This window comes from Akkermansia sp. N21169 (genome assembly GCF_029854675.1).
Taxonomy (GTDB): Bacteria; Verrucomicrobiota; Verrucomicrobiia; order Verrucomicrobiales; family Akkermansiaceae; genus Akkermansia.
The window spans coordinates 41430-67143 of sequence record NZ_JARWNC010000035.1; the positions used below are offsets into that span (position 1 = coordinate 41430).

The following is a 25714-nucleotide window of genomic DNA, read 5'->3' on the forward strand; positions in this document are numbered from 1 at the left end:
AAGAAAAGACGGCAAAAAGTAAAAAAGTTCTTGAAGATTCATAGGATAAGCAGGTGTGCGTCAACCATATTTACCCCGACATTCTATCTTTCCTTTCATTAAATTTCAAAAATTCCGGGAGAGCATTCCATCCTGCGGAACACTCCCCCGGAAAGATACGGACGGAACAAGTCAGCTCAGGAACAAATTGAGGCCATGCTCGGCAATAATGCGATTCAATGCCTTCTGTCCACGGACACTGTTGCCCGCGACATCCAGAGGCGGGGAATAAGACGCCAGAGCCAATTTGCCCGGCGCACAGGCAAGAAGGCCGCCTCCAACGCCACTCTTACCCGGTACCCCGGCCTCGTACATCCATGTCCCGGTAGAATCGTACAAACCGCTCATACACATCTCTGCAAGAACCGGAGGAACATTGGTATCTTTGACGACACGCTTCCCCGTCACAGGATTGACGCCTCCGTTGCAAAAACACGCCCCCATGACAGCCAGATCCCGCGCCGTAATCTTCACGGAGCACATACGCGTGTACAAATCCACGATCATGTCAGGGTCATTGTAGAAATATCCGTAGCTTTTCAGCAGCCAGGCAATGCCCCGGTTGTGCTGATTCGTTTCACTTTCAGAATGATAGATCTCCTCGTCTACTGACAGGGAATGACCGGCAAAAGCCTCCAGATTGGAAATAATAGTGTTCCAGATGTCATCCGGAGTTTTCCCGGGAATCAAGCTGACGGTTGCCATGGCTCCGGCATTTACCAAGGGATTTAGCGGCTTTCCATGATGGAGTTCGACAGCCATCACGGAATTGAAAGGCTCTCCTGTAGGATTGGCCCCGATTTTGCTCAGTAATTCCCGATGACCGATTTGGTCGATCACGTATGCCAGGCTGAATACCTTGGAAATGGATTCAATGGCAAACGGGACTTCCGCATCTCCGACTTCTACGATGTCTCCGTTACAAGACACGGCGGCAATTCCAAACAAATTCGAGGAAACCTGGGCAAGCGCAGGAATGTAACTGGCATTCCTGCCACCATGGTCGTCGGCATATTTTTCCCTCGCCTGTGCGAGGGAAGAATGCATGGCCTGTGAATTCCAGGAAAATGATGTTAATATCTCATTCATAGCGGGTAATGCCTCCTTACTTTTGTGAGTCTTCCAACTTCTTCTGTTCCCAGTTGAAGGGTTCAAAAGCATCCTCGGGGTTCAGTTCACGCTTCCATGAAGGCTTGCGCAAAGCGAAGATAATAAACGGTATCCCGGCAAAGAAAATCATTCCTATCGCCAGAATCGTAATGTAAAGCAACGGGCTGCCGACAGGGATCTGGGCAGGAGGAATAAAACTTACGAGGAAGGCAGCCAGACTACCCAGCAAGCCGATCCCTCCGACAATCCACATTCCGAGGTACTTGCCGCCAGGTACGCGGAACGTACGCGGAACATCCGGTTCCGAATGGCGCAGATAGATACCGGAGGCAAACATCAGCATGTACATGATCAGATACAGGATAATCGTCAATTGGGAAATAATTTGATAAGCAGTTTGAACGGAAGGCATAACAACAAACAGAATTGACAATACCGTAACCACCCCTCCCTGAATGAACAGAATACCTGTCTGGACGTTATTGGTGTTCACCTTCTGCATGGCAGGAGGCAAGTAACCGGCCATCCCGACTTGCAGCAAGCCCTTGGATGGACCCATGACCCACGCTGTCACCTGAGCGAGTACGCCCACGGCAAGACACAGAGCCATAATCCCGCCGAACCATGACAGTCCGAACATTTTAAAGTACTCATCGTAAGTAATCAACAAACTCTGAACAAGATTGATCTTGGCTTCAGGAATAATGAAACCAATAGCCAATGTGCCGAACACAAAGATACTGACCGTAATAATCGCGGAGATCAAAATAGACAACGGATAATTCCGCCCGGGATTGCGGACTTCCTTAACGTGCACGGCAGACATTTCCATCCCTGCGTAAAACAGGAAAATACTGGCTGCCAATACAATATTGTCGAACTTCGTCAGGTCGGGGATCAACTTGTCTGCACTCATATCAATCAGCACCGGGTGGCCGGAAAGCCAGTAATAGGCACCGAAAAGGATCAATACGGCTGCAGGAATAACCGTACCGATCATCGTCCCCCATTTCGTAATCATCCCGGACATTTTCATCCCTCGGAAGTTCAGAAATGTTGCCGACCAGTAAACGGCAAGAACAATGATCAATGCATACCATTTATTGGCTGCCAAGGCTTCGTCCCACCTCTGGTCGGGACCGATGAACGCCAGAGAAACAGCGGCAAACGTCAAAACGGTCGGGAACCAAATCGTACTCTCAATCCATTGAAGCCAAATGGCTAAAAACCCCCACTTGGGACCAAATGCCTCACCGACCCATCGAAATACTCCACCTTTTTGCGGCCAGCCCGTCGTCAACTCGGCCGCTACCAGGGAAACCGGGATGAGGAAGAATGCTGCTGCAAAAATGTAATAGAAGACGGAACTGAGTCCGTACGTACTTTCCGCAGGCATGCCGCGAAGGCTGACGATGGCGGAAATGTTAATCATCGCCAAGGTGAAAACCCCCATCCCGACAAGAGATTTGGTAGGGGATCCACCAACCTTCACGGGTGAAGACCCGGAATGATTTTGTGTGGTTGTGTTCATGGAACCATATTGTTTCTAGTTCGATGCCAGGGCCTCTCTCGAAGAAAAACACCGGCTCTTGTACGACTGTCTTGAAACCATCGGCAACTTCTGCCTCCCGCCCGGGAAATCGTCCTGTGAAAAATCTACCCGGGAAGCCACTTTTCGGTATCCGGGGATATTTCCACAAGCCAGCTGCATGATCGTTTCCAGCCGCAATATATGTCTATGAAGACTCCCTTTCTCCGGCACCTGTTGAAAAAAAAATTATAAATCTATAGAGACCCGTAAAAATGACATTCCGATATAATTCTTCTGAACGAATTTTCATCGGGAGCTTTCTATTCCTACATGACAGCGCATTTCGGCCGAGTGTCTGTCTAAAAATTCACTTAAAGGAAATTAATTATGTCAACATGCGATTGCAATAAAAATAGGAATGCGGAGCCGGCACCGGCTAGCGCATCCATCTTTGGATCACCGGAAGCCGGCCGGGTTCTGCCCAAAACAAAAATTCCTTCATCCGCAATGCGCGCTGAAGATGCCTACCAGCTCGTCCACGACGAACTTCTCCTCGATGGCAACGCCCGACAAAATCTGGCCACGTTCTGCCAGACCTGGGACGAAGCCGAAGTCAGGAAACTGATGGATTTGAGTATCAATAAAAACATGATCGACAAGGATGAATATCCGCAGACCGCCGTCCTTGAAATGCGGTGCGTCGCCATGCTTGCCGATCTATGGAATGCCTCACCGGATGAAAAGCCCATCGGCTGTTCCTCCATCGGCTCCAGTGAAGCCTGCATGCTCGGCGGTATGGCCGCCCTCTGGCGCTGGAGAGCAAAACGGAAAGCTGCCGGCAAACCGATCGACAAGCCCAACCTTGTTTGCGGTCCCGTCCAGATCTGCTGGCACAAATTTTGTCGTTACTGGGACATTGAAATGCGTGAAATCCCCATGGAAAAGGGTAAGTTTGCCATGGATGTAGACCGCATGCTCGAGCAAATTGACGAAAATACTATTTGCGTCGTCCCGACCTTTGGAGTCACCTACACGGGGGCCTTCGAATATCCCGACAAGATTGCAGCCGCTCTTGACGACTTGCAAAAACGTACCGGTCTGGATATTGATATCCATGTCGATGGTGCCAGCGGCGGCTTCCTGGCTCCGTTCTGCGCTCCCGATATCCTGTTCGACTTCCGTATCCCGCGAGTCAAATCTATCAGTACATCCGGCCACAAGTATGGTCTTGCACCACTCGGTGTGGGCTGGGTCATCTGGAGAGACGTAAAGGAACTCCCGCAAGACTTGATTTTCAACGTCAATTACCTCGGCGGCGAAATTCCGACTTTCGCTATCAACTTCTCGCGCCCCGCCGGACAAATCATCGCCCAGTACTACGATTTTATCCGTCTTGGTTACGAAGGATACAAGAACATCCATACCGCCGCATACGACGTATCCACCTATCTCGCACAGGAAATTGCCAAATTGGGAGACTTTGTCTTCATCGCCAGCGGCGACCCCAAGACGAGTATCCCGGCCGTATGCTTTTACATGAAAGATGGTTACGATCCCGGTTACAACCTGTTCGAACTCTCGGACAAGCTGCGTACCCGCGGTTGGCAGGTACCGGCCTTCACCCTGCCTCCGGACTGCGAAGAAATCACAGTTATGCGAGTCATGGTACGCCAGGGATTCACCATGGACATGGCGGATCTGTTCCTGACGGATATGAAGAGGTTCATGGACTTCCTCGGCAAACATCCGCAAGCCGTTCATACCACGCCGGCAGAAGGAACCTCCTTCAACCACGCCAAATAAACAGACATCTCCGTCGCACACCGGTTCCGTACCGGAAACGGCAGAACTCGTCACAAAACAAGGGGCTGTCTCACGAAGGATTGAAAAATCCGACTGAGACAGCCCATTACTGTATTACCGCAACGCCACAACTGTCAGGTCAATTTTCAACAATCGCCCAGGTTCTGGGTTTACCGGGATCCAGTCTCTCACGGATAAAGAGATTCATCTCATCCACCGTCATAGCGGAAATGCGTTCTTCCTGTTCTTCAAAATGATTGGGAGACAAGCCGAACAAGGCATCCAGAGCCAGCATTTGGCACAGGGCACTGTTGGATTGACGGGCCAGCAACCGAGCGGATAAGGCCGTTGCCCGGGTACGCTCCAACTCTTCGACACTCATTCCGCGGTTGTAGATTTCCTGCAAAGTCACCTCAAGTAAACGCCGGGTCTCTTGCAATTTTTCCTTCGACGTCCCGGCATAGAACAGGATATTACCGGTATCCAAACCGATGAACAGAGACGAACTGGCATAATAAGCCAGCCCCGATTCTTCCCGGATGCGCATGAAAATCGGTCCTGCCATGTCAGAACACCATGATTGGAAAAGGATGGCCTGAGGACTCTCTGCCGACATGACATCTACCCCGGTCACAGCCAGGACGACAACGGATTGTTCCTTGTCCATGCTAACGACAACCTCTCCTGTCTTCTGGGGAGGAGTACTCACCATGCAGGCGGATGAGCCACCCGGAGGCAAGTCGGCAAAATAACGTTCCACCAAGGCGAATGCAATTTCCGGGTCAAGATCCCCCGACAGACAGAGGGCGGCATTGCCTGCCGTGAACAATTTCCGGTGATGCTCTCGTATGTCCTCGATTTTCAAGGATTCCAAGCTTTCCGGCGTCCCGGAAGGGGAGTTGCCATAACCGATATCCCCGTAAGCTTCCGACCTCAATCGGCGGAAGGCGACAGAAAGGGGATCCTCCATCTCTTCCTCCACTTCTGCAATCATCGTTTCACGTTCCTTTTCAAGCGCATCCTGAGGAAAAACGGGGTGAATGGCAACGTCGGACAGCAGATCCAGGACGGTTTCCAAATCCTCCGACATGGCGCTGGCTCCAATTGTAATGGAGTTATTGCCGGAGGCCGCATGGATACAGCCGCCGAGATTTTCCAGATCGTGGGCAATCTGCGAGGCATCACGGGATGTCGTCCCCTTCAACAGACATTCCGCCATCAATGAACAGATACCGGCCGTTTCCGCCGTTTCTGTCGGACTTCCGGCCTTGACGACGAAGCAGGCATTCACCAGCGGTAGCCTTCTATCCGGCTTGACGATTACTTTCAAGCCTCCCGGCAATACGCGAGAAACAATTTCTTCACTACAGTCCCGTTCGGCGTCGGACTCCTGGGAAGCATTACTGCCGATGGGATCAAGACTCACCTCCGTCAGACACTCCGGTCGGAACCACTCCGATGCAGCCCTGCGGATATCCTGCGTCGACACGCGTTCCAAAGCCTGAAGCCATTCGGCCGTGTAATTGAGGTTGCGCGTTCCAAACCACTGGGTAGCCACACCCTCAGCAAGTCCGGAAGCGGAAGCCAAACCACGCAGAAGATTCGCTTTCGTTTGCTTCAAAATACGGACGATGTCACGATCAAAGTCAGCCGAGGTCAGAGCAATTACTTCCTCCCGGATCATTCGCACAACCTCATCCCGGTGTTCCCGGTCGGTATCTGCAGAAATAACGAAAATTCCTTCATCCTGCTCCGACTGATTAATATGCGCCGTGATATCGTACACTAGGCCAAGCTTGTCGTGGAATTTTTCATATAGCCATGCCGACCTCCCTCCTCCCAGAATGCGGGCAAGAATGGCCAAAGCCGGACTATCGGGATGAGACCGCACGGGCATTCTCCAGGCAAGGCCCAGTTTGGAATAAGGAATGGCAAACTCGCGGCGCGCCGTCCGGCTTCCCCACTGGTGGCTTTCACGCGGTACAGGAACGGATGCCAAAGCTCCCGGAATGATTGATTGAGTCAATTCCTCTACCAACGCAATAACTTCCCGGGCATCCACATTACCGGCAACAGACAAGAACACATTATTGGAGCAATATCTATCCGCATGGTACTGAACAATGTCGTCGCGAGTCAGTCTATCGAACCTTTCCGGCACACCTAGAACCGGCCAGCGCAAGGGGTGTTTGCAATAGAGCGTCGAAACGAGCTGGTTGTAGGCCACGGAATCGGGATCATCATCATACATCGCCATTTCCCGCCGGACGACTTCCTTCTCTTTCTCCAGTTCCTTTTCCGGAAAAACCGGGAAAAACACAAGTTCCGTCAAGTATTTCAAAAACTCTTGCCATGAAGCGGACGGGCCATCGATGTAGTACACCGTTTTGGTCGTACTCGTATACGCATTCCACAGTCCTCCCATTTCCTGCACCTTGCAAGCCAGTTCCTGGCCGGAGTAGGACTTCGTCCCCTTGAAAACCATATGCTCAATTAAATGCGAAAGGCCGGAACCAAGCCATTTCCCTTCGCTGGTGGAACCCGTTCCAACCCAATATTGGAACGATGCGACCGGATGGGACTTCTCTTCCGTTACAAGAAGAGTCAGGCCGTTGCCTAGCTGGTGGACAACAGTGGAAGGAGAGGCGAACATGGTTTAACCATCCCACGGATGTCCCTGGCAATCAAGAATACGCTCGGGCATGGAGGACAGATTCCACCAACCACATGTGTCATGCAAAACGAACCTCACTGCATTTTCTGACAATCGACTCCAGCAGGAATTAGAATTTTGTTTGACTAGAAGCTGTCAATCATGTTTATTTCTGAAAGACCGATTTCATCCCCTTTGATCATCTAACACCAATACTACAATGAAGAACATTGCTCTCATCGCTCTGTCCGCTTTTGCCGCCGGTATCCTCGCTTCCTGCTGCTGCCAGGATCCTGGTGCTCCCAAGCTGGCCAAAATGCCCAAGTTCAACGATCTGGATCAACCCACCGATGTGGCTCCGATCGTGATGAAGTCCAAGAAGTAATTGCTTGCCGCCCATCATCCTCGACCGGCAAGATCGGAACAGGATTGAGCATCTAAAAATTTTCAAGCCGCGTTTGGCACTGTCCGAACGCGGTTTTTTTGTCTACACTTCCCTCCATTCGCAGATTTATGAAGACCCAGCCGATTCCGCCATCCTTCCTGAAACAATTCCGGAACCTGATCCACAACGGGAAGAATTTTGCCGTCATCGCCCACTTCCGCCCGGATGGAGATGCCCTCGGTGCCACTATTGCCATGGGAGGAGCCCTGCATTTTCTCGGCAAACAGGTAACCATGCTTAACGAAGATGCCGTTCCCTCCAACCTCAAATTCATGGAGGGATCTGAAAGTATCATCCGCACGGTCGACTACGCGGATCGGCCCGATGCCATTATCGTCCTCGATAATGGTGACATCAAACGCATCGGCATCCCAGGCATGGCTCTCATCCGGGACAATGTTCCCGCCCCTGTTTCGGTCAATATCGATCACCACGAAACCAACAACCGATACGCCGATCTCAACTGCATCATCCCGGAGGAATGTTCGACGTGCGCTATCCTCTACCATTTATTTCTGGCACTGGAAATTCCGTTGTCTCCCGCCATGCGCGATGCCCTCTATATCGGCATCTCGACCGATACGGGATCCTTCCAGTATGAACGCACGACACCCGAGGTGATGGAAATCGCGGCAGACTTGCTCCGTCAAGGCGTCAATGTTCACGACATCAATCGGAAGCTCTACCAGGAAATTCCCTGGAAAAAGCTCATGCTCAACCGTGAAGTCCTCAACGGCATTCACTTGAACGCTGCAGGACGCGTTGCCAGCTTCAGCCTGACTCGCGACTGTAAAAACCGTCTTGGCGTCACGGAAGACGACACCGACGGACTGATCGACATCCTGCGTTCCATCGAAGGAGTTCTCCTTGCTATCTTCCTGGAAGAAATGGACAATGGTAAAATCCGGATCTCTCTGCGTTCCAAAACTCCCGCCGTCTCAGTCAGTGAAATCGCTTCCCGCTTCGGCGGAGGTGGCCACGCCATGGCCGCCGGCATCCGCATGAGTTGTCCGATCGAAGAAGCCCGTGCCAAAGTATTGCCCGTGCTGGAAGAAGCCGTCTCCCTCATTTCCTGACCACCCTTATTGTTCCACAGAACCCGTCCCTACCCCATGGATCAAGCAACAGCCCCCAGCGGAGTCCTCCTCATCGACAAAGCACCCGACATGACGTCCCATGACGTCGTCGCCATCGCCAGGCGTTCCCTAGGCATCAAGAAAATCGGTCATTGCGGAACGCTGGATCCCATGGCCACGGGACTCCTCATCCTGGTCATCAACAAAGCAACTAAACTCCAGGATCTCCTCATGGGAGAACACAAGGAATACGAAGGCACTATCGTTCTCGGCGTAGAAACATCATCTTACGACGCCCAAGGAGAAATCATCTCATCCAAACCCACCGACGGCATCACGGAAACCGATATCCTCGCTGCTTTCCTGCGCTTCCAGGGTAACTTCGATCAGATTCCCCCCATGGTCTCCGCCATCAAAAAAGACGGTGTCCCCCTCTACAAACTGGCCCGTAAAGGACAGGAAATCGCCCGGGAACCGCGTGCCGTCACAGTGCAAGGCTATCAGATAGGCCGTTTGGAAATTCCGGAAATCGACTTCACCGTGCAGTGTTCCAAAGGGTTCTATGTCCGTTCGCTCGCCCATGATATCGGAGAGGTTCTCGGATGCGGTGCTCACCTAAGTGCCCTGAGACGTACGAAATCCGGAAAGTTTTCCGTTGAGGGAGCCGTCACTATCTCCGAACTGAAAACGGCTCCTAGAGAGGAACTCTACAATCGTCTGATCTCAATCCAAGAAATTGCCGCAATGCGGGGTATCGACGCCTGACCATGAAAATCTTGCGTTCCATCAACGAACTGACCGGAATCAATCGCCCCATTCACTGGGCCATGGGAGTCTTCGACGGATTGCACACCGGCCACCATGCCGTCATCGGTTCCGCCGTCAACGAAGCCCGGAAATGCGGCGACCTTGCCGGAGTCCTTACCTTTGACACTCATCCCCTGACTACTATCCGGCCAGAAGCGGCGCCCAGGCGCATTTTCTCCGGAGAGAGGGAAAAAATGGCATTTCTGGAACAACTGGGCATCGACATCGTTCTTTCTCTTCCCTTCAACGCAGCCCTGGCCTCCATGAGTGCCCGGGAATTCCTTGACTCCCTGCAATCGGCCGGCAACCTCGCGGGAATCTCCGTCGGCTGTGACTGGAAGTTCGGGCATGACCGTTCCGGAGACGTAGATTTCCTGCGCGTTCGCGCCGAGCAAGACGGTTTCTCCATCTGCCCCATCCCTCCGGTTGAACGAGACGGCTGCCGTGTCAGCAGTACGGAAATCCGCCATAAAATCACCTCTGGAGATCTTAATGCCGCCTCCCGCCTTCTCGGAAGACCCTATACCCTATCCGGTCCCGTCATTCATGGCCGAGAACTAGCTCGTACTCTAGGTGTCCCGACTGCCAATATCCGCCCCGGCAATGAAGTACTCCCACCATTCGGAGTTTACGCCGTGCGCACCATTCTGCCGGACAAGCAAAATCCCGTCCCCAGCATCGCCAACTTGGGGCAAAGACCCACGGTAGAACAACCCGGAACAGGAGAAATCCTTCTGGAAGTCCATCTCTTTGACTGGCAGGGCGATTTGTATGGGCAAGAACTTACCGTAGAATGCATTGCCTTCCTCCGTCCGGAAAAGCGGTTTCCTTCAGTGAACGCCCTCAGGGCTCAAATCGGAGCCGATTGCCAAAAAGCGCGGAAAATCCTGGCAGAAAACGATTAAGACACAGAAAAACAAGATCTCGACTTGACCTTATCGTCAATGAAGAGTTCCTTTTCCCGACCACCATGTTTGTGCAACAGCTCAAATCGAAAATTCACCGCGCCATGATCACCCGCGGCGACGTTGAATACGAAGGCAGCATCGAAATCCCATCGGATTTGATGGCCGCTGCAGGATTGTGGCCGGGGGAAAAAGTCCTCGTCGCATCCGTCACATCCGGCAACAGGCTGGAAACCTACGCTCTCGAAGGGCCTCCGGGAACCGGCAATATCATCATGAACGGCGGAGCCGCCCATCTTATCAAGACGGGGGAACGAGTCGTCATTATGTCCTTTGCCATGTCCGAAGAGCGCATTACTCCGACAAAAATTGTCTGCAACGAACATAACGAAATTATTTCCTAGCCTTTACAAAACGGTTTCACTTTTCCATACTCTTCCACTCATGATTCTCGCCTCCTTCCTCGACATTGGTATCAACCTGATTTTCGTCGCCCAGTTGATCGTTACCATCCTCCTGCTGATCGTCGTTCTCATGCAGCGGCCCAAGCAGGAAGGACTCGGCGCCGCTTTCGGCGCAGCCTTGACCGACCAGGCTTTCGGTGCCCGTACCACGGACGTACTGAAAAAAGCCACGATCTACCTGGGAACTTTGTTCATGCTGATCGCATTCGTCCTTTGCATTCTCCTTAACAGAAAATACAAGGAAAACCAACCGACCCTGTCCCAAGTGGAAAACGCACCGTCCCAAGTCGAAAAGACCGATGCGCCCAAGGATGAGAAGAAAAAGTCAGTTATGGAACTCCTTCAGGAGCAACAGCAAAAGCAAGACAAAACTCCCGCACCTACGCCAGCCGAACCCGCAACACCGGCACCAGCAGAGCCTGCCTCCGCCCCTGCCAAGGAACCTGGCAAATAAGAGTTATCTCTTCCCAGGACATATTACCTTTCAAGGCCGTTTTGTATCTCCTGCAAAACGGCCTTCTTCTTTCCCGCCAAAGATTACCGATTTCACTTCAGGTTTCCCTCTAACTTCCGTAACGGAAAAGAAGAGGGCCATTCCGGAAACATTCGGAACAGCCCTCCCCTCTTGGAGAAAACCTTGCCGTACAACGCAGGCTACTTCTTGGATGTCTTCCGCTTGGTCAAAGGCGTAGTCTTGGCCGATTGGGCAACCTTCGCCGGTTTTTCAGCGGCAGGAGCCTTGTCTTCGGGAGAATCAGCCTTGGCCGTTGTCTTACGCCCAGCCTTGGCGGGGCGTTCCGTCTTGTCGAACTCGAACCCTACTTTGCCCGTTTTCGCATTGAGGACAAGGTAGGCGTCGAAGGGACGCTTCGTACGCTGGGAAATGAAGCCCTTGAGGAGAGCCGTCTTTCCTGCGGAAATAATAGCCTTAATCTCGTCGAGAGTAATCGTTCTTCCGAGAATCGTACGGGAAACGCTGACCCCCTTCGTCTTGCCGAATTCCATATCCGGAAGTTTCCAGGTCTTGGAGGTTTGCTGGATATCGTATTCCTTGCCGTTTTGGGCAACGACACGATCCACGACAACCGGTTCCTCCCTGTCGCCGGACTCGGCATCTTCGGGACGTTGCGGAAAGTAGAATTTGGCCTTGCCCTTTTCATCAAGTTCCAAGCCGGCATCGAACGGTTTGCCGAAACGCGACGTAAAGCCGGAAAGAATATCCGTCTTGCGGTTGGCGACGAGACCGGCAAGTTCATCTTCGGTCATATCCCGCCCGGAAATAGTTTTGCGAACGGAGAACTTGCAGGAGCGGCAGGAAACGGCATCCATCGTGTTCTTCAACCCTTCGGCGCCACACACGGGACACGTCCACGGCAATTCCGGCAATTCGACCTGCTGCATATCCGTCTTGAATTGCTTGACGCGTTCGACAATGTCGCCTGTCAGTTCCTTGATTCCCTTCATGAAGGATTCGCGGTCAAGAGCGGCATGCTCCATGCGTTTGAGCTGGTATTCCCATTCGCCCGTCATGCTGGGCGACGTAAGGGTTTCCAAGCCGACACGCTTTAGAAGTTCGATCAATTCGATACCGCGGCGCGTCGCCAATAGATCCCTGCCTTCCCGGGCGATGTATTCCTGGGAAATCAAGCCTTCGATAATCGACGCACGCGTCGCCGGGGTTCCCAGTCCGCGTTCGCTCATGGCTTCCCGCAGTTCGTCGTCGTTCACCAGCTTGCCGGCCCCTTCCATAGCTGCCAGAAGAGTAGCTTCCGTGTATCGGGCAGGAGGCTTGGTCATGGAGTTTTTGACATCAATGCGATCCACCAGCGCCTGCTCGTTAGGCTGGACGGGAACCAGGTCTTCCTTGCCTGTACTACCGGGTTTACGACCATAGACAGCCTGCCAGCCCGGTTCCACAAGTACGCGACCCGTCGTATTGAATGCGTCCACAATACCTCCGGGATGAGTGATGCGCGTCGTGCGCTTCGTGTCCTCGAAAATGGCAGGGGGGAAGAAAACTGCCAGGAAGCGTGCCATTACCATGTCGAACAGCTTCTGGGCATCGGCTGAAAGCTTGTCTAATTTGCCCGTCGGAATGATGGCAAAGTGATCGCTGACTTTGGAACTGTCAAACACACGCTTGTTGGGCTTCACGCGCTTATTGTCCAGAATGTCGCGGGCAAACGGGGAAAAATCGTTGTCGTCTCCGGCAACGGATCCTACAATGCCGTATACCTTGCCGACGTAATCTTCCGGCAGATAACGGGAGTCGGTACGAGGATAGGTCAGCACCTTGTACTTTTCGTAACACTCCTGGGCAAGCTGCAATGTCCTCCGCGCGGAAAACCCATAACGGTTAGCGGCATCGCGCTGGAGGGAGGTCAGATCGTACAACAGGGGAGCAATGGTGGAAACAGGTTTCTTTTCCTCCGTCACAATACCAGTCTTGCCGTCACAACGGCTACGGATTTCCTCTGCAGTCTGTTCATTCCAAATTCGTTCCGGACGAGACTGAGGCTTATTCTCGCTCTTTTTCCACGAGAGATCCACCCACTTGCCTTCATAATGTCCGGCTGCCACCTTGAAGGAGGCAATAACTTCGGAATAAGGCTCCGGGATAAAGGCCTGAATCTCCTGTTCCCGCTGGGCCAGGATGGCAAGCGTCGGCGTCTGGACGCGACCGGCAGGCGTGATGTTGAAGCCGCCTCGCGATTGCAGAATGGTCAGGGCACGCGTACTGTTGAGACCAATGAGCCAGTCGGATTCCGAACGACAAATAGCGGCGTCCGTAAGCGGAGCCATGTCTTCCTCACTGCGCATGTTGTGCCAGGCGGTAAGAATAGCCTCGTCCGTCATGGACTGCATCCAGAGGCGGCGCATCTTCTTGCTCCACTTGCCGAAGCGAACCATATTGTTAAAGATCAACTCCCCTTCCCGGCCGGCATCGCATGCGTTGACGATTTCGGTAACGTCCTTGCGACGGGCAAGCTGAAGCACTTTCTTCAAACGGTCTTCCGATTGCTTGATCGGTTCGAGTTCAAATTTATTCGGAATCACGGGCAGATAGTCGAACTTCCAGGGAAGCGACTTGCCCTCGGCCGTCGTCGGTTTTTTCTGTTCCAGAAGATGCCCGACAGCGGAAGTAATGACGGCTTGGTCATTTTCAAAAAAAGCGCCGCTCTTGTCCCGGGTAAACTTACCCAGTTCTTTGCCCAATACTCGGGCGAGGTCGGTTGCGACGCTGGGCTTTTCTGCGATGATGAGAATCTTGGACATGGGCAACGGGAAGGGGAAGGGAAATCGTATTTGGCTTCTCGAACAAAAGACATTTTTGCGCGACAGGCGTTTTGGTTGCAAATTCCTAAGCGCTCAGACGGGACATTTGTCAATTCAAGAATGCGTATTCGATGCAATATAGGACGTTTTATCGCCCGATTTGCTCCGTTACCTCAATGTTACCCTAAAATTCTTGCTGAACAGTATGCGTTCCGCTAAAGAAGGTGTAATGGGTTTCTTTTTTTGAATTCCACCTTTCCACAGCCATGAAACAAGTACCCTCCACGGTTGCAATCCTCCTTCTGGGGACCATGATTCCCTGCCTTTACGGACAGGCCTCCGCATCCGGTTCCGGCCGGGTCATTCCCGATCGGGAGGCTCTTATACCGCGCTTGGTCGTCTCCAAACCGGGAAAGGAACAACCCGTCTCTATTTCCCGGGCGGAAGTCTCGGCTCGCCTCAACGGAATTCTGGCTGAAACGACCGTGACTCTTACATTCAAGAATCCGAACGACAGAGTCCTGGAAGGAGAATTGTACTATCCTCTGCCGGACGAAGCGGCTCTGCAAGGTTATGCCCTTGACATCAACGGGCACCTCGTAGACGGCGTTCCGGTGACAAAGGAAAAAGCCCGCGTTGTCTTTGAAGAGGAACAACGGAAGAATATCGACCCCGGTCTTGTGGAATGGTCCGGAGGCAACAGTTTCAAAACTCGCATCTATCCCATCCCTTCCCAGGGAACGCGCACGGTACGTCTGCGATACACGTCCATTCTCCCCATCGGAGACAATGGCGCGCCGGTGTACCGTCTGCCTTTGAATTTCCCGCGAAAGCTCGATGCCTTCAAGTTGCGCATCGAGTCGCAAGATAACCGGAAACCAACGCTTTCGTCCCCCACACTGTCCAACTTCAACTTTCAGGACTGGCAGGGAGTCTTCGTCGCCGAATCGGAATGGAATAACCTTTCGATGACCGAAGACTTGGTCGTATCTCTACCCTCCGAACAGATCCAAGGATTGGAAAACGGCCAGCTGAAAAGCGGTCTGGAAACCTACGACGGCGAAACTTTTGCCGCCGTCTCCCTAATCATCCCACCGATAGCCGGCACCTCCCCGTCCTTGCCCTCGCCCGACACTATCGACATCGCCTGGGATGCCTCCGGTTCCATGGTCAAAGCCGATCTCGACAAAACCCTGAATCTGCTGAAAAAATATTTTGAGCAGACGGCAGACCAGAACAAAACGGTACGAGTCTTCCTTCTCCGCAACAAATTGGCCGATCCCGTCCCCTTCACTGTCTCCGGTAGCAATGCGGAAACACTGCTGAAATTCCTCCGTAGTATCCGCTACGACGGAGGTACGGGTAATTTTGACTCCTTCCTGAAAGCCGATACCCGGGCCGGAATACGTTTCGTCGTTACCGACGGCATCGTTAACCTCGGGGCCATGCAGAACGCTTCCAGCACTCCGACGGTTTCCGTACCAACATATGCTCTCATCGCCAAATCCGGAGCGGATATCAATGCCCTCCGACGCCAGAACATGAACATCCTCAACCTGGCGGAGGCAACAACCGACCAGGCGTTGGAATCCATGAAGTATGCCCCCCTTACCGCCAGCGCCGTCGTAGACGGTCAACCTTGGAAGAAGGCAGCCTTCAACAAACAGGAATTCCATTACGGCGACAGCCTCGTCTGGACAGCCGTTCTCCCGGATGGAGTTCACAACGTTAAACTTGAAGTCCAAACGCCCGACGGTAAAATCGTCGCCTCCGGTACGGCGAACTTCGATACGGCCTCGGCCAGGCCGGGAACAATGCTCCGCTCATTCTACGGCCAGAATATGCTGGTCAAACTCATGCTGGAACCGTCAAGTCCGGCCACAAAGGAAGCTTTGTCCCAACTCGGGCAGGACTACGGTATCGTCACTCCCGGTACTTCGCTGCTCGTCCTGGAATCCCTTGACCAATACCTCCGTTACAAGGTTCGCCCACCTGCCTCCGCACCAAAGGAACGCCAGCTCTATGACGAAGCCATGATCAAGGTACATACTCGAAAAGAACTGGAAGCCGATCAAATCCGCCTCGATAACCTGAAAGCCGCCCTAAACGGCTGGAAAGACCTCACCACGTGGTATGCGAAGGACTTCCCGGTTGTCTCCTCCTCAAAAAGGGGGAAATCTGAAGAAGGAGATGTTTCCTATGGAAGCCCGGCGGCAGGAATGTCTGTAGAACGGGCCAGGCAATTGAACGAAGTCGATTCCGCTTGGGAAACGCCTGCTCCCGCGGCAGTCCCCGTTCTTGGACAAGAAGAAGCCGGAGATTCTTTCGCTGAAGCACCAGATTCTCTACGCCAAGGCCATGCGGCATTTAACGGACTCCTGACTGGCAACGGAGATCTCGGACGTACGGCCAGCTCTGAACGTACGACCAGCTCCAAACAGAAAGCTCCGAAAGAAGGGCCCTCCATCAGTGTCAAAGCCTGGAATCCGGATTCACCCTACCTTGCTGCTCTGGACTCTTCGAACACTCCGTTCGACACCTATCTCAAACTCAAGGAAAAACAAGGAGATTCCCCCGGTTTCTACCTCGACTGTTCCGAATGGTTCGCTAAAAAGGGAGATCGTGAAACCGCTATCCAAATCCTTACCAACCTGGCGGAAATGGAACTCGAAAACCGTTCTTTAATGCGAGTCCTGGCTTACAAATTGCGTTACCTCGGAGACCTTGCCGCCGCAAAGGACATGTTTGACAAAGTCCGTGACATGTTCCCGGAAGAACCTCAATCCTACCGCGACCTCGCCCTTGTCCTCGATGAAATGGGAGACCGTCAGGGTGCGTTCAATACTCTGAAACTTGTTCTGGAAAAACCGATGCATCCCCGTTTCCGGGGGATTGAACAAATCGTTCTCGTCGAGATGAATCGTATCATCGCCCGGGCAAAAGCAGAGGGCAGGCCGGTGGATACCCAAGGGCTGGATCCAGCCTTCATCACTCCGATCGCGACAGATATCCGCGTCGTCATCAACTGGGACACGGACAATTCGGACATGGATCTGTGGGCTACGGACCGCTTTGGTGAAAAATGCATCTACAGCCACAACCGGACGTCAACGGGGGGACATCTCTCACGCGACGTAACCGACGGTTACGGGCCGGAGGAATTCATGATTCGCAAAGCCGTTCCGGGGAATTATAAGATCGAAGCCAATTACTACGGTTCGCGTTCCCAGAAAATGCTGGCACCCGTAACCCTGTATGCCGAAGTCTACACCGACTACGCCCGCCCTGAAGAAAAGAGCCAGACTCTCGTCTTCCGGCTCAAGGACAAGAATGACATCGTCCACATCGGCGACGTGGCTTACTCTCACGAAGAAGGAGGTTCCATAGCTGTTACCCGCGATTACCAAATCAAAAAAGGAGACACGTTGGAATCCATCGCCGAACGTGAACTGGGAGATAAGACCAGAGCCACAGAAATCGTTACACTCAACGGATGGAACTCGCCAACCCTGCCCGTGACCGGAACCATCATCAAACTGCCGGCCCGGTAATCTCCCTGACGTTTCCTACTCGGAAAGAGCTTCCCAGGCCTGCTCCAGCTTCTTGACGGAAACCCGCCCCTTGGCAGCCAGTTGGGGAGCAAAGACCATGAGCCGGTATTCCTCCAGAAGGTACCCGTAATCTTCCCAGTCAACAGCATCCGCATGGGAGGCTTGCACGGCCTGCCAGCGGGCAGCTATGCCGTGGAACTGCTCGATGCGTTCCAACTCGCGAACAAGTGGTTGCCGGTCCATGCGGCGCAAACGCTCCGCAATGCCGCGGGCATAACGGACCATATCCGGCAGACGCTGCCACCCGGCCTTGAGAACAAAGTGTTCGCGTTCCAGCCAGTCCATCTGTTCCCGAAGATCCGCCACAATGCGGTCATAATAACGTTCCCTGCCCCGCGTTGCGGCCAAGTCGCGGACGGCATGGTCGGCAGCACTCCATTGTTCCCAGAACTCGCCCACTTTGCGTGCCGCATCAAAGAGGTTCTGCCGGGCACGCATAAGGGCGGCGGCAAAGTCCTCCCCGCTTCTCGGCATAGGAGATCCCATCCCGCCTTCCACCGCTACCAGGAGCATATCCTCGATGTTGCTCACGGGGGCTGCACCAATAATACCCAGAGATAATTTGCCTTCCAATCCCAGCGGAAATTTTTTCTTCAGGTGGTTGACCTGGTCCCGAATGGCCAGGAAAGCCAGGCGCATACAACCCAGGCGGTGGGAAGCTTCCGCTTCGCGCTCTGTCGGGAACACGCGGATGCCTGCGCTGTCTCCTTCATCGGTTAAAGCAACAAATCCGGGACGGCCTCCCACATCTTCACGGAGGGGAAGAGTGCCGCAATCCCAGGTTTTCATTCCCGAACGAGACCACAATTTGGCCGCCGACTTGGAGAAGCGCTTCTCGACTTGTACCTTCAGACGGCGGCGCAATTCGTCTACATCCGTTCCGATGGCAAGTTCACGCCCGGCATCATCGCAAACCCAGATTTTGGTCATCAACTCAGCCGGAATCACTTCCATGTTGATGTCCCTGGCGCCGCAATGCCGTCCGGTTTCCATTTCGACGAATTCGGCAAGACGCGATGCCAGCGGACCATCCGGCACTAATCCCTTGCGCAGGGAAACAAAAGCAGCGGCTCTCTGGCCGATCGGCTGGAGCGGAACGCGCAAATCCTTGGGCAATGTCCGCAGAAGCATTTCGGCACGCATCGCCAGATTGCCCGGAACTCCCCACTCGGGAAGCCAGTCCGGAAAAGACTCTAGCTGGTCGATATGAACGCCCAAAGTCACACCGTCATCCTCCGCGCCGGGATCATGCTGGTAATACACGGGGTACTCCTGGCCGTCGCAGGAAATCTCATCCGGATAACCGTCGAGCTCATCCTCCGACCACAAAGCATACATGGCATCCTGAGGACGGATATTGAGAACCGACTCCCCTTTACCGAGAGAACGCCGCCATTTGTGGAAAGCCTTTTCCGTGCAGATATCCTGCGGGATCACTTTGTCGTAAAACTCGAAAACACCGTCTTCACACCAAACCTGGTCGGGACGGCGCAGTTTGATTTCCATGGACTTCACCTCGTCTCGGACGCGTTCAAGCTCCTTGAGAAAAGGGGGCTTTTCCCGGAAGCCATCAGCAAGCAATCCCTCCCGGATCATAATGGCACGGGCTTTTTCCGGGTAGATGCGCCCGTAATGAACGCGTCTATTGTCCAGAATAGCCAACCCTCCGCACACAACGCGTTCCGTGGCATAAACAGCCCCTTGCGCCTTATCCCACCGGGCATTGGCATAATGATATTCGCAGAGTTGCGGAGCTACCTGTTCCACCCAGACAGGATCCAGCTTGGCACAGCGACGCATCCACAGGCGGGAGGTCTCCACCAATTCGACACCCATAACCCACTCCAGGCGTTTCTTACGTTTGAAAAGCCCCGACCCCGGAAAAATGCCGAATGATCGGCCGCCGGCCCCCTTATACTCGCGCATTTCCGGGTTCCAAAATCCGAATTGACGGGGTACGCCAGCCAGAATGCTACGATGAATCATGGCAAAGCTGGCCATCCGCTCATCATCGGTTTCCAATTCGGGAATCCTGCATCTCAGCGTTTCCCGGACAAGCCGGGAAAGATCCTCGTGAAGATTGCTCCACTCGATCAGGCGCATCATGTTCAGGAAACGGGGGGCGCACCATTTGCGGAGCTGGTTACGCTTCCAGTGCGAGCCCTCGCGAAACTGCCGCACTTCTTTCCACATGGATAGCATGGAGAGAAAATCACTATCCTCATTCCTCCACTGGGCATGAGCAACATCGGCCTTGTCTGCCACATCAGCCGGACGCTCCTTCGGATCCATGATGTTCAGTCCGGCAACAATAACCAAAACTTCGGGAAGGGCTCGTTCGTATTGAGCTTCCAAAAGCATGCGCCCCAGACGGGGATCAATCGGCAGGCGGGCGAGTTTTTTACCGACAGGGGTCAGCTGCTTCTTTTTATCGACGGCCCCGATTTCCCGAAGAGTTCGGTAGCCTTCCGTTACAAGTTTCGACGAAGGAGGATCGGGCAAAGGAAATTCCCCGATCTCGGGCAATCCGAGATCTTTCATCTTCAGCAGAACTCCGGCCAGCGAACTGCGCTTAATCTCCGGATCCGTAAACGGGGTTCGTTTCTCCCAATTCTCCTCGCTGTACAAGCGGATACAGACCCCTTCGCAAATACGGCCGCAACGCCCGGCCCGCTGTCGGGCGCTTGCCTGCGACACTTCCTCAATCTGGAGCCTTTGTACCTGTCGCGCAGCACTGTACCGGCTCACGCGGGCCAGTCCGGAATCCACTACGTACACAATACCGGGAATCGTCAGGGACGTTTCCGCCACATTGGTCGCCAGCACGATGCGGCGATGCGAGCCGTCGGGATGAAAAATCCTCTGCTGGTCAGCCAGGCCCAACCGGGCAAACAGAGGCAGAATACGCGTCCGGGACAGATTCATCCCCTCCAGCTTTTCCGCCGTCTCGCGGATTTCCCGTTCGCCGGGCAGAAAAACAAGAACGTCCCCCCTGGCATCGTAATCGTTCAGCCACTTGACGGCACGCCCGACATGGTCGGGCAACTCCTCATCCTCCCAGGCGGGAGGCAGGTAATGGATATCGACGGGAAATGTACGCCCCTCCACATTGATGACGGGAGCATCGCCGAAAAACTCGGAAAATCCTCCTGCATCCATCGTGGCGGAACTAATGATGATCCGCAGATCCTTGCGCCTCTTTGTCAGCAGTTTGAGGTAGCCCAGCAGGAAGTCTATGTTGAGACTGCGCTCATGGGCCTCATCGAGAATGATCGTGTGATACTGCCGCAAGTCGGGATCCTTCTGCATTTCGGCCAGCAGGATCCCGTCCGTCATAAATTTGAGCAAAGTCTCCTCGCTGATCTTGTCCTCGAAACGCACCTGGTAGCCGACGAGGGAACCCAATTCGCATTTCATTTCCTCAGCGACGCGACGAGCGACGGAAGCGGCGGCAATTCGTCTCGGCTGGGTACAGCCAACCCGGCCCCGCCGATTGTCTCCGACAATCTCCAGCGCCATTTTGGGGAGCTGGGTCGTTTTCCCTGAACCCGTTTCACCGACAACCACCACAACTTGATGGGCACACAACGCCTCCTCGATCACGGATTTGTGACGAGCCACAGGCAGATCTGGATATTCAATAGTCGCCATCGGACACAAAACGGAATTCCCAACAAACGGAAGGCGGCCTTGTACCATGCCAAACACTTTGCCGCAAGAGCGGATGTTTGACAACATCCTCCCATTTTCTATCATGCAAGTATGCGAATTGCCCTGCTCTGCCTCATCTGTCTTCCGGCTTTTCTTCCCCTTTCCCAGGCGGCAGAATCTCAGGCCAACCGACCCTTGCCGGAAAAAATAGAAGTCGAAGACACTGATAACTGTTACCGTCTGGATACCCATTTCTACCGCTCCGCCCAACCGAACGACGAAGGTTTCGCCGACTTTCAGAAAAAGGGGATTAAAAGTGTACTCAACCTCCGCGAACACCATTCGGACAACCGGAAAGCCGCCAAAACAACGCTAAAACTCTACCACTATCCCGTCGCCGCCGGCAAACTGACTCGCAACGATCTGATGGAGTGCCTTCTGACCGTCGAACTGGCGCCCAAACCCATCGTCATTCACTGCTGGCATGGTTCTGACCGGACGGGAGTCGTCTGCGCCGCCTACCGCATCGTCAAACAAGGGTGGCCGGTCGACGACGCCATACGCGAATTTACCGATGGCCCGTTCGGCTTCCATTCAACCTTTTACGGGAATCTACCCGCCTTATTGAAATCCATCGACTGGAAAGCCTTCAAGAAGGAACTCTCCCAAAAAGCAGAGGAAGCTAGAATCAGGGCAAAAGCCCGGGAAAAGTAATTTACTCCTCCCGGAACAGGGAACGCATCAGAGCAATCTCTGCCGCGTGACCGTCGAGATCGTGCGGAGTTTCCAAATAAAATGGCAGGCGCCGCAACAGAGGGTGGTTGATGACGGCCTCCAAGGCGGGAAGACCAATCAACCCTTCGCCCACGCCCGCATGGCGGTCCTTGTTGGCGGAAAAAGGCATCATGCTGTCGTTGAGGTGGATAGCCTTGAGGCGATCCAGACCGATAACGCGGTCAAACTCGGCCAAAACGCCATCGAGATCGTGGACAATATCATAGCCCGCAGAAAAAACATGGCAGGTATCCAGACACACGCCGAGGCAATGATGGCATTCGACCAGCTCTATCACGGCAGCCAGTTCCTCAAACGAACGCCCCACTTCGGTTCCCTTGCCGGACATAGTCTCCAGTAAAATAGATGTCGATTGATCCGGAGCGATAATGCGATTGAGCATGCCGGCAATCAATTCGATTCCCGCTTCCGCTCCCTGCCCCAAATGGTTGCCAGGATGAAAATTGTACATGCCGCCGGGAATCAGAGCCATCACGGCAAGATCGTCCCGCATGACTTCTTCCGCAAATTCACGGACACGTTCCCCGGTAGAACAGGCATTAAGCGTATACGGGGCATGCGCCAGGACCGGGGCAAAGTCATGATCGCGGGAGTAAGCAACAAGAGCGTCGAGATCGCTGCGGTCCAGTTTTTTTGCTTTGCTGCCACGCGGATTGCGGGTGAAAAACTGGAAGGTATTGGCGCCGATCGCCGTTGCCGTCCGACCCATGTTCAAAAAACCCTTGGCGGACGAAAGATGCGTTCCGATATTCAACATGGGATCAAACGTAAATGCGGGGCACTCGGGCGCTGATGCTCGTCAACACATTGCTGGGAATTGTCCCGGCGCGGACCGTCAATTCCTCCCAGCTGACGTGGGGCCCCATGATTTCCACAACATCGCCGGGACGGACTTCCTGTTCGAGATAGGAAACATCCACCATGATCTGATCCATCGTAATACGGCCCAGTACAGGACAATACTGTCCGTTCACGTACACGCGGGAACCCTTGTTGGAAAGATACTGCAGATAACCGTCGGCATATCCGATGCCGATGGTCGCCACTCGAGTAGAGTACTTGGTAATGTAGCAATGATTATAAGATACCCCATGGTTGCCCGGCAGAGTACGTACAATCGTCACGCGGCTGTACAAGGTCATCGTCGGCTTCAGTTCCTTATTGTAAGGAGAAGGCATCGGGGAATAGCCGTAGAGCAGGCGGCCTAGGCGCACCATGTTGGCCGAAGGCACCTTATAGTTGAACATCGCCGCACTGCTGCAAAGATGGCGGTATTCGTAGGCGTAAGTCGCGGAAAGTTCGTTAACGGCCTCCTTGAAACTGTCGATCTGCTGATGCGTGAAGGTAATGTCTTCCGATGCCGCCGAAAGATGGGAGAAAATCCCCTCCAGATGCAGGTGGGGCAACTGCCGCAACCTTTCCGTCAGTCCATGAAGTTCCGTCGGCAGAAATCCGCTGCGTCCCATGCCCGTATCCACACAAATATGGACATGTACCGGCTTTCCGTACAACTGGCCGAGGGAATTGAAATGTTCCGCTTCCTCCATGCTCGCCACAGCCGTCCGCCAGCCGTTCTGGACAATAACCTCGCGTTCCTCCGGGAAGCAAGGACCGAGGATGAAAGGAACAGTCTTGCAATGGGCATCGCGCACGCGAGCCGCCTCCGCAATCGTTGCAACACCGTAGAAGGCGCAGTCCTCATCATCAAGAGCCCGCGCGACGCCCTCCAATCCGTGACCGTAAGCCTCGGCCTTGATAATAGCCATCATGGCATGGTTTGCCATGACGCGGCGTACAACATTCAAATTATGCCGGATGGCATCCGTATCAATTTGCGCCCATGCTCTCAGAAGGCTCGTAGAGGACATAGTGCAAGTGTAGAGGGAATGCCTTCCCGTGCAAGCCGTAATAGTGCCTGTTCCCACATCGGGAAAATGTAAAACCAGGATTTTGAAATTTTACAAACCATTGTAAAGAAGTGTCATTATTATTCAGCACCTTCCGGTCGAAAACTGTCATGACAGACATGAGCAGTAGCAAAAAGAGCCTCGTTTTGTGCCTTCTCCCCTTCCTGTGCGGAGCAGGCCAGGCAGCGGTATCCACTCCGGTTGACAAACCCCAATACCAGCAAAGCCGCTTTGGCACCGACATCCAGCCACTCAGCCCGCAGGAAGTCAGTCCGAGCCTGCAAAAGGCCATGACGCCCAATGAACAAATCCTTAAACGATTCAAAGGGGCGGCAACACCGGAAGCATCCTTGAACGCCAACGGCGTCAGCCGGCACGGTTCCGGGGGAGGACTCCAGTTCTTCCCGTCCCAGCCTTTGAATTTCATGCCCTACCTGGACAGTCTCTATGTTCTTGGCAATACCTGTGTCGAACCGGGAGCCGTTTTTGAAGAAGACGCCCTGTCCACCAGCATGCAAAAGATCAAAAAAGAAGTCTCGCAGTACGGTGTCACCTACTCCTTGTCGCACGGTTTTGGCTACTCTTATGTTGCAGGCGAACTTCCCGACCGTAGCAACAAGCGCTCCTTCCCGGTATACAATCTGTCCCTGCAAACCAACGTAACCTTCTTCCGGGATTCCCACACGGGAAATGGACTGTTCCTGATCTCCGACCTGGAATACGGTCCGGGACTCGGCTTCAACCAGAACCGGCAAGCCCCCAACAATAGCATGGGCGCCAGCCAGCTCGTCTCCGGGTTCTACAACTTCGGCGATCCCTATTTTGAAAACCTCAGCCTTGGCTACACGGCCTTCAAAGGCAAGCTTGTCGTAATGGCAGGCCTTCTCGAAGTAGACAGTTTCCTGGATCACAATATCTATGCCGCGCCTTTCGACAACTCCTCCCTGAACAACACACAAGCCCTCCCCCTTTCCTCCTCCAGCTGGGGCTACCACATCGCCTGGCAGCCGAACAAATCGTTCTACATGATGATTTCCAGCACATCAAACAACACTCCTGTCAGACACAACCCGTTTAACTACATCAGCTCCAACAACTGGAGCAATGTTCTTGAAATCGGCTGGATCACGGAAGACCTGGCAGGACTCGGGCCAGGAGCCTACCGTATCCAACCCTTTTGGACCACCAGCCAGGGAGACAACGGCGGCGGTCTCGCCATAAACATCCAGCAACAACTCGGCAGAAACAGCACCCTCGGCTGGTTTCTGACCGCCGGTGCCGCCGATGACAATGCCGCCCGCGTCACAGGCATCCAATACAGTGCGGCCACCGGCCTCCTGTGGATGACTCCTTTCTCAAAGACCTCCTCATGGCGGATCTTTCGTTCAGCCAATAACGGATGTCTCGGCTTAGGCGTCCTCTGGCAGCGAGGTGCCAAGGACAACGGCCCCTATACCAACAACAATGAATACGGCGCCGAACTGTCCTACACCCTGCAGATGACTCCTACCATGACCATTAAACCCGACATCCAGGTCGTTCACAACCCGATCCACGGCAAACGCGGCCAGACAGATGTTGTCCTCCAGATCCAAAATATCTGGACCTGGTAAACACACCTTCTCCCCGAAGTTCAATAAC

At 53.7% G+C, this 25714-nt stretch carries 17 protein-coding genes; 10 read left to right on the top strand and 7 right to left on the bottom strand.

Translation table 11 applies throughout. The features are described 5' to 3' along the window. Nucleotides 1–171: 171 nt before the first annotated feature. Nucleotides 172–1086 (bottom strand): glutaminase A, encoded by a 915-nt coding sequence (gene glsA / locus QET40_RS05090; protein WP_280126089.1) that lies wholly within the window; start codon nt 1084–1086, stop codon nt 172–174. Between the two features lie 58 nt (nt 1087–1144). After that, the gene (gene gadC, locus QET40_RS05095; RefSeq protein ID WP_345783054.1) at nt 1145–2602 is read right to left on the bottom strand and encodes a putative glutamine/gamma-aminobutyrate antiporter GadC; all 1458 of its coding nucleotides are present in this window, start codon (nt 2600–2602) and stop codon (nt 1145–1147) included. Nucleotides 2603–3067: 465 nt separating this feature from the next. Between gadC and QET40_RS05100 the strand changes: the two genes are divergently transcribed. Continuing rightward, on the top strand, nt 3068–4483 hold the full coding sequence (locus tag QET40_RS05100; RefSeq protein ID WP_280126091.1) for a glutamate decarboxylase: 1416 nt from the start codon (nt 3068–3070) through the stop codon (nt 4481–4483). Nucleotides 4484–4622: 139 nt separating this feature from the next. On the opposite strand, the gene QET40_RS05105 is transcribed toward QET40_RS05100, so the two are convergent. After that, nucleotides 4623–7136: a pitrilysin family protein gene (locus QET40_RS05105; protein WP_280126092.1), complete on the bottom strand. Its 2514-nt coding sequence runs from the start codon at nt 7134–7136 to the stop codon at nt 4623–4625. 220 nt (nt 7137–7356) lie between these two features. Here QET40_RS05105 and QET40_RS05110 point away from each other — a divergent pair, with 220 nt between their 5' ends. From QET40_RS05110 to secG, 6 genes are all read left to right on the top strand, one after another. After that, nucleotides 7357–7521 (top strand): hypothetical protein, encoded by a 165-nt coding sequence (locus QET40_RS05110; protein WP_280126093.1) that lies wholly within the window; start codon nt 7357–7359, stop codon nt 7519–7521. A 128-nt stretch (nt 7522–7649) separates the two neighbouring features. Beyond that, nucleotides 7650–8657, top strand: coding sequence for a DHH family phosphoesterase (locus QET40_RS05115; protein ID WP_280126094.1), 1008 nt, complete (start codon nt 7650–7652; stop codon nt 8655–8657). A 36-nt stretch (nt 8658–8693) separates the two neighbouring features. Continuing rightward, nucleotides 8694–9422 (top strand): tRNA pseudouridine(55) synthase TruB, encoded by a 729-nt coding sequence (gene truB / locus QET40_RS05120; protein WP_280126095.1) that lies wholly within the window; start codon nt 8694–8696, stop codon nt 9420–9422. A 2-nt stretch (nt 9423–9424) separates the two neighbouring features. Beyond that, nucleotides 9425–10369 carry a riboflavin biosynthesis protein RibF gene (gene ribF, locus QET40_RS05125; protein ID WP_280126096.1) on the top strand — a complete coding sequence of 315 codons (945 nt, stop codon included), beginning with the start codon at nt 9425–9427 and terminating at the stop codon, nt 10367–10369. A gap of 65 nt (nt 10370–10434) precedes the next feature. Further along, on the top strand, nt 10435–10773 hold the full coding sequence (locus QET40_RS05130; RefSeq protein WP_280126097.1) for an aspartate 1-decarboxylase: 339 nt from the start codon (nt 10435–10437) through the stop codon (nt 10771–10773). 40 nt (nt 10774–10813) lie between these two features. Then, nucleotides 10814–11287 carry a preprotein translocase subunit SecG gene (secG, locus tag QET40_RS05135; protein WP_280126098.1) on the top strand — a complete coding sequence of 158 codons (474 nt, stop codon included), beginning with the start codon at nt 10814–10816 and terminating at the stop codon, nt 11285–11287. 200 nt (nt 11288–11487) lie between these two features. On the opposite strand, the gene QET40_RS05140 is transcribed toward secG, so the two are convergent. Next, entirely contained in the window at nt 11488–14109 is a 2622-nt protein-coding gene (locus QET40_RS05140) for a DNA topoisomerase 3 (RefSeq protein ID WP_280126099.1), read from the bottom strand. A 266-nt stretch (nt 14110–14375) separates the two neighbouring features. Between QET40_RS05140 and QET40_RS05145 the strand changes: the two genes are divergently transcribed. After that, on the top strand, nt 14376–17660 hold the full coding sequence (locus tag QET40_RS05145) for a VIT domain-containing protein (RefSeq protein WP_280126100.1): 3285 nt from the start codon (nt 14376–14378) through the stop codon (nt 17658–17660). Nucleotides 17661–17675: 15 nt separating this feature from the next. On the opposite strand, the gene hrpA is transcribed toward QET40_RS05145, so the two are convergent. Next, entirely contained in the window at nt 17676–21371 is a 3696-nt protein-coding gene (gene hrpA / locus QET40_RS05150) for an ATP-dependent RNA helicase HrpA (RefSeq protein WP_280126101.1), read from the bottom strand. Between the two features lie 111 nt (nt 21372–21482). Here hrpA and QET40_RS05155 point away from each other — a divergent pair, with 111 nt between their 5' ends. Continuing rightward, complete coding sequence (locus QET40_RS05155; protein WP_280126102.1) at nt 21483–22085, top strand: tyrosine-protein phosphatase; 603 nt, start codon at nt 21483–21485, stop codon at nt 22083–22085. A gap of 1 nt (nt 22086) precedes the next feature. On the opposite strand, the gene QET40_RS05160 is transcribed toward QET40_RS05155, so the two are convergent. Together QET40_RS05160 and alr are read right to left on the bottom strand one after the other, a co-directional pair. Continuing rightward, the gene (locus QET40_RS05160) at nt 22087–22923 is read right to left on the bottom strand and encodes a deoxyribonuclease IV (RefSeq protein WP_280126103.1); all 837 of its coding nucleotides are present in this window, start codon (nt 22921–22923) and stop codon (nt 22087–22089) included. Nucleotides 22924–22927: 4 nt separating this feature from the next. After that, on the bottom strand, nt 22928–24034 hold the full coding sequence (gene alr / locus QET40_RS05165; RefSeq protein ID WP_280126104.1) for an alanine racemase: 1107 nt from the start codon (nt 24032–24034) through the stop codon (nt 22928–22930). Between the two features lie 158 nt (nt 24035–24192). On the opposite strand from alr, the gene QET40_RS05170 reads away from it, so the two are divergent. Next, complete coding sequence (locus tag QET40_RS05170; RefSeq protein ID WP_280126105.1) at nt 24193–25686, top strand: carbohydrate porin; 1494 nt, start codon at nt 24193–24195, stop codon at nt 25684–25686. Nucleotides 25687–25714 lie beyond the last annotated feature (28 nt).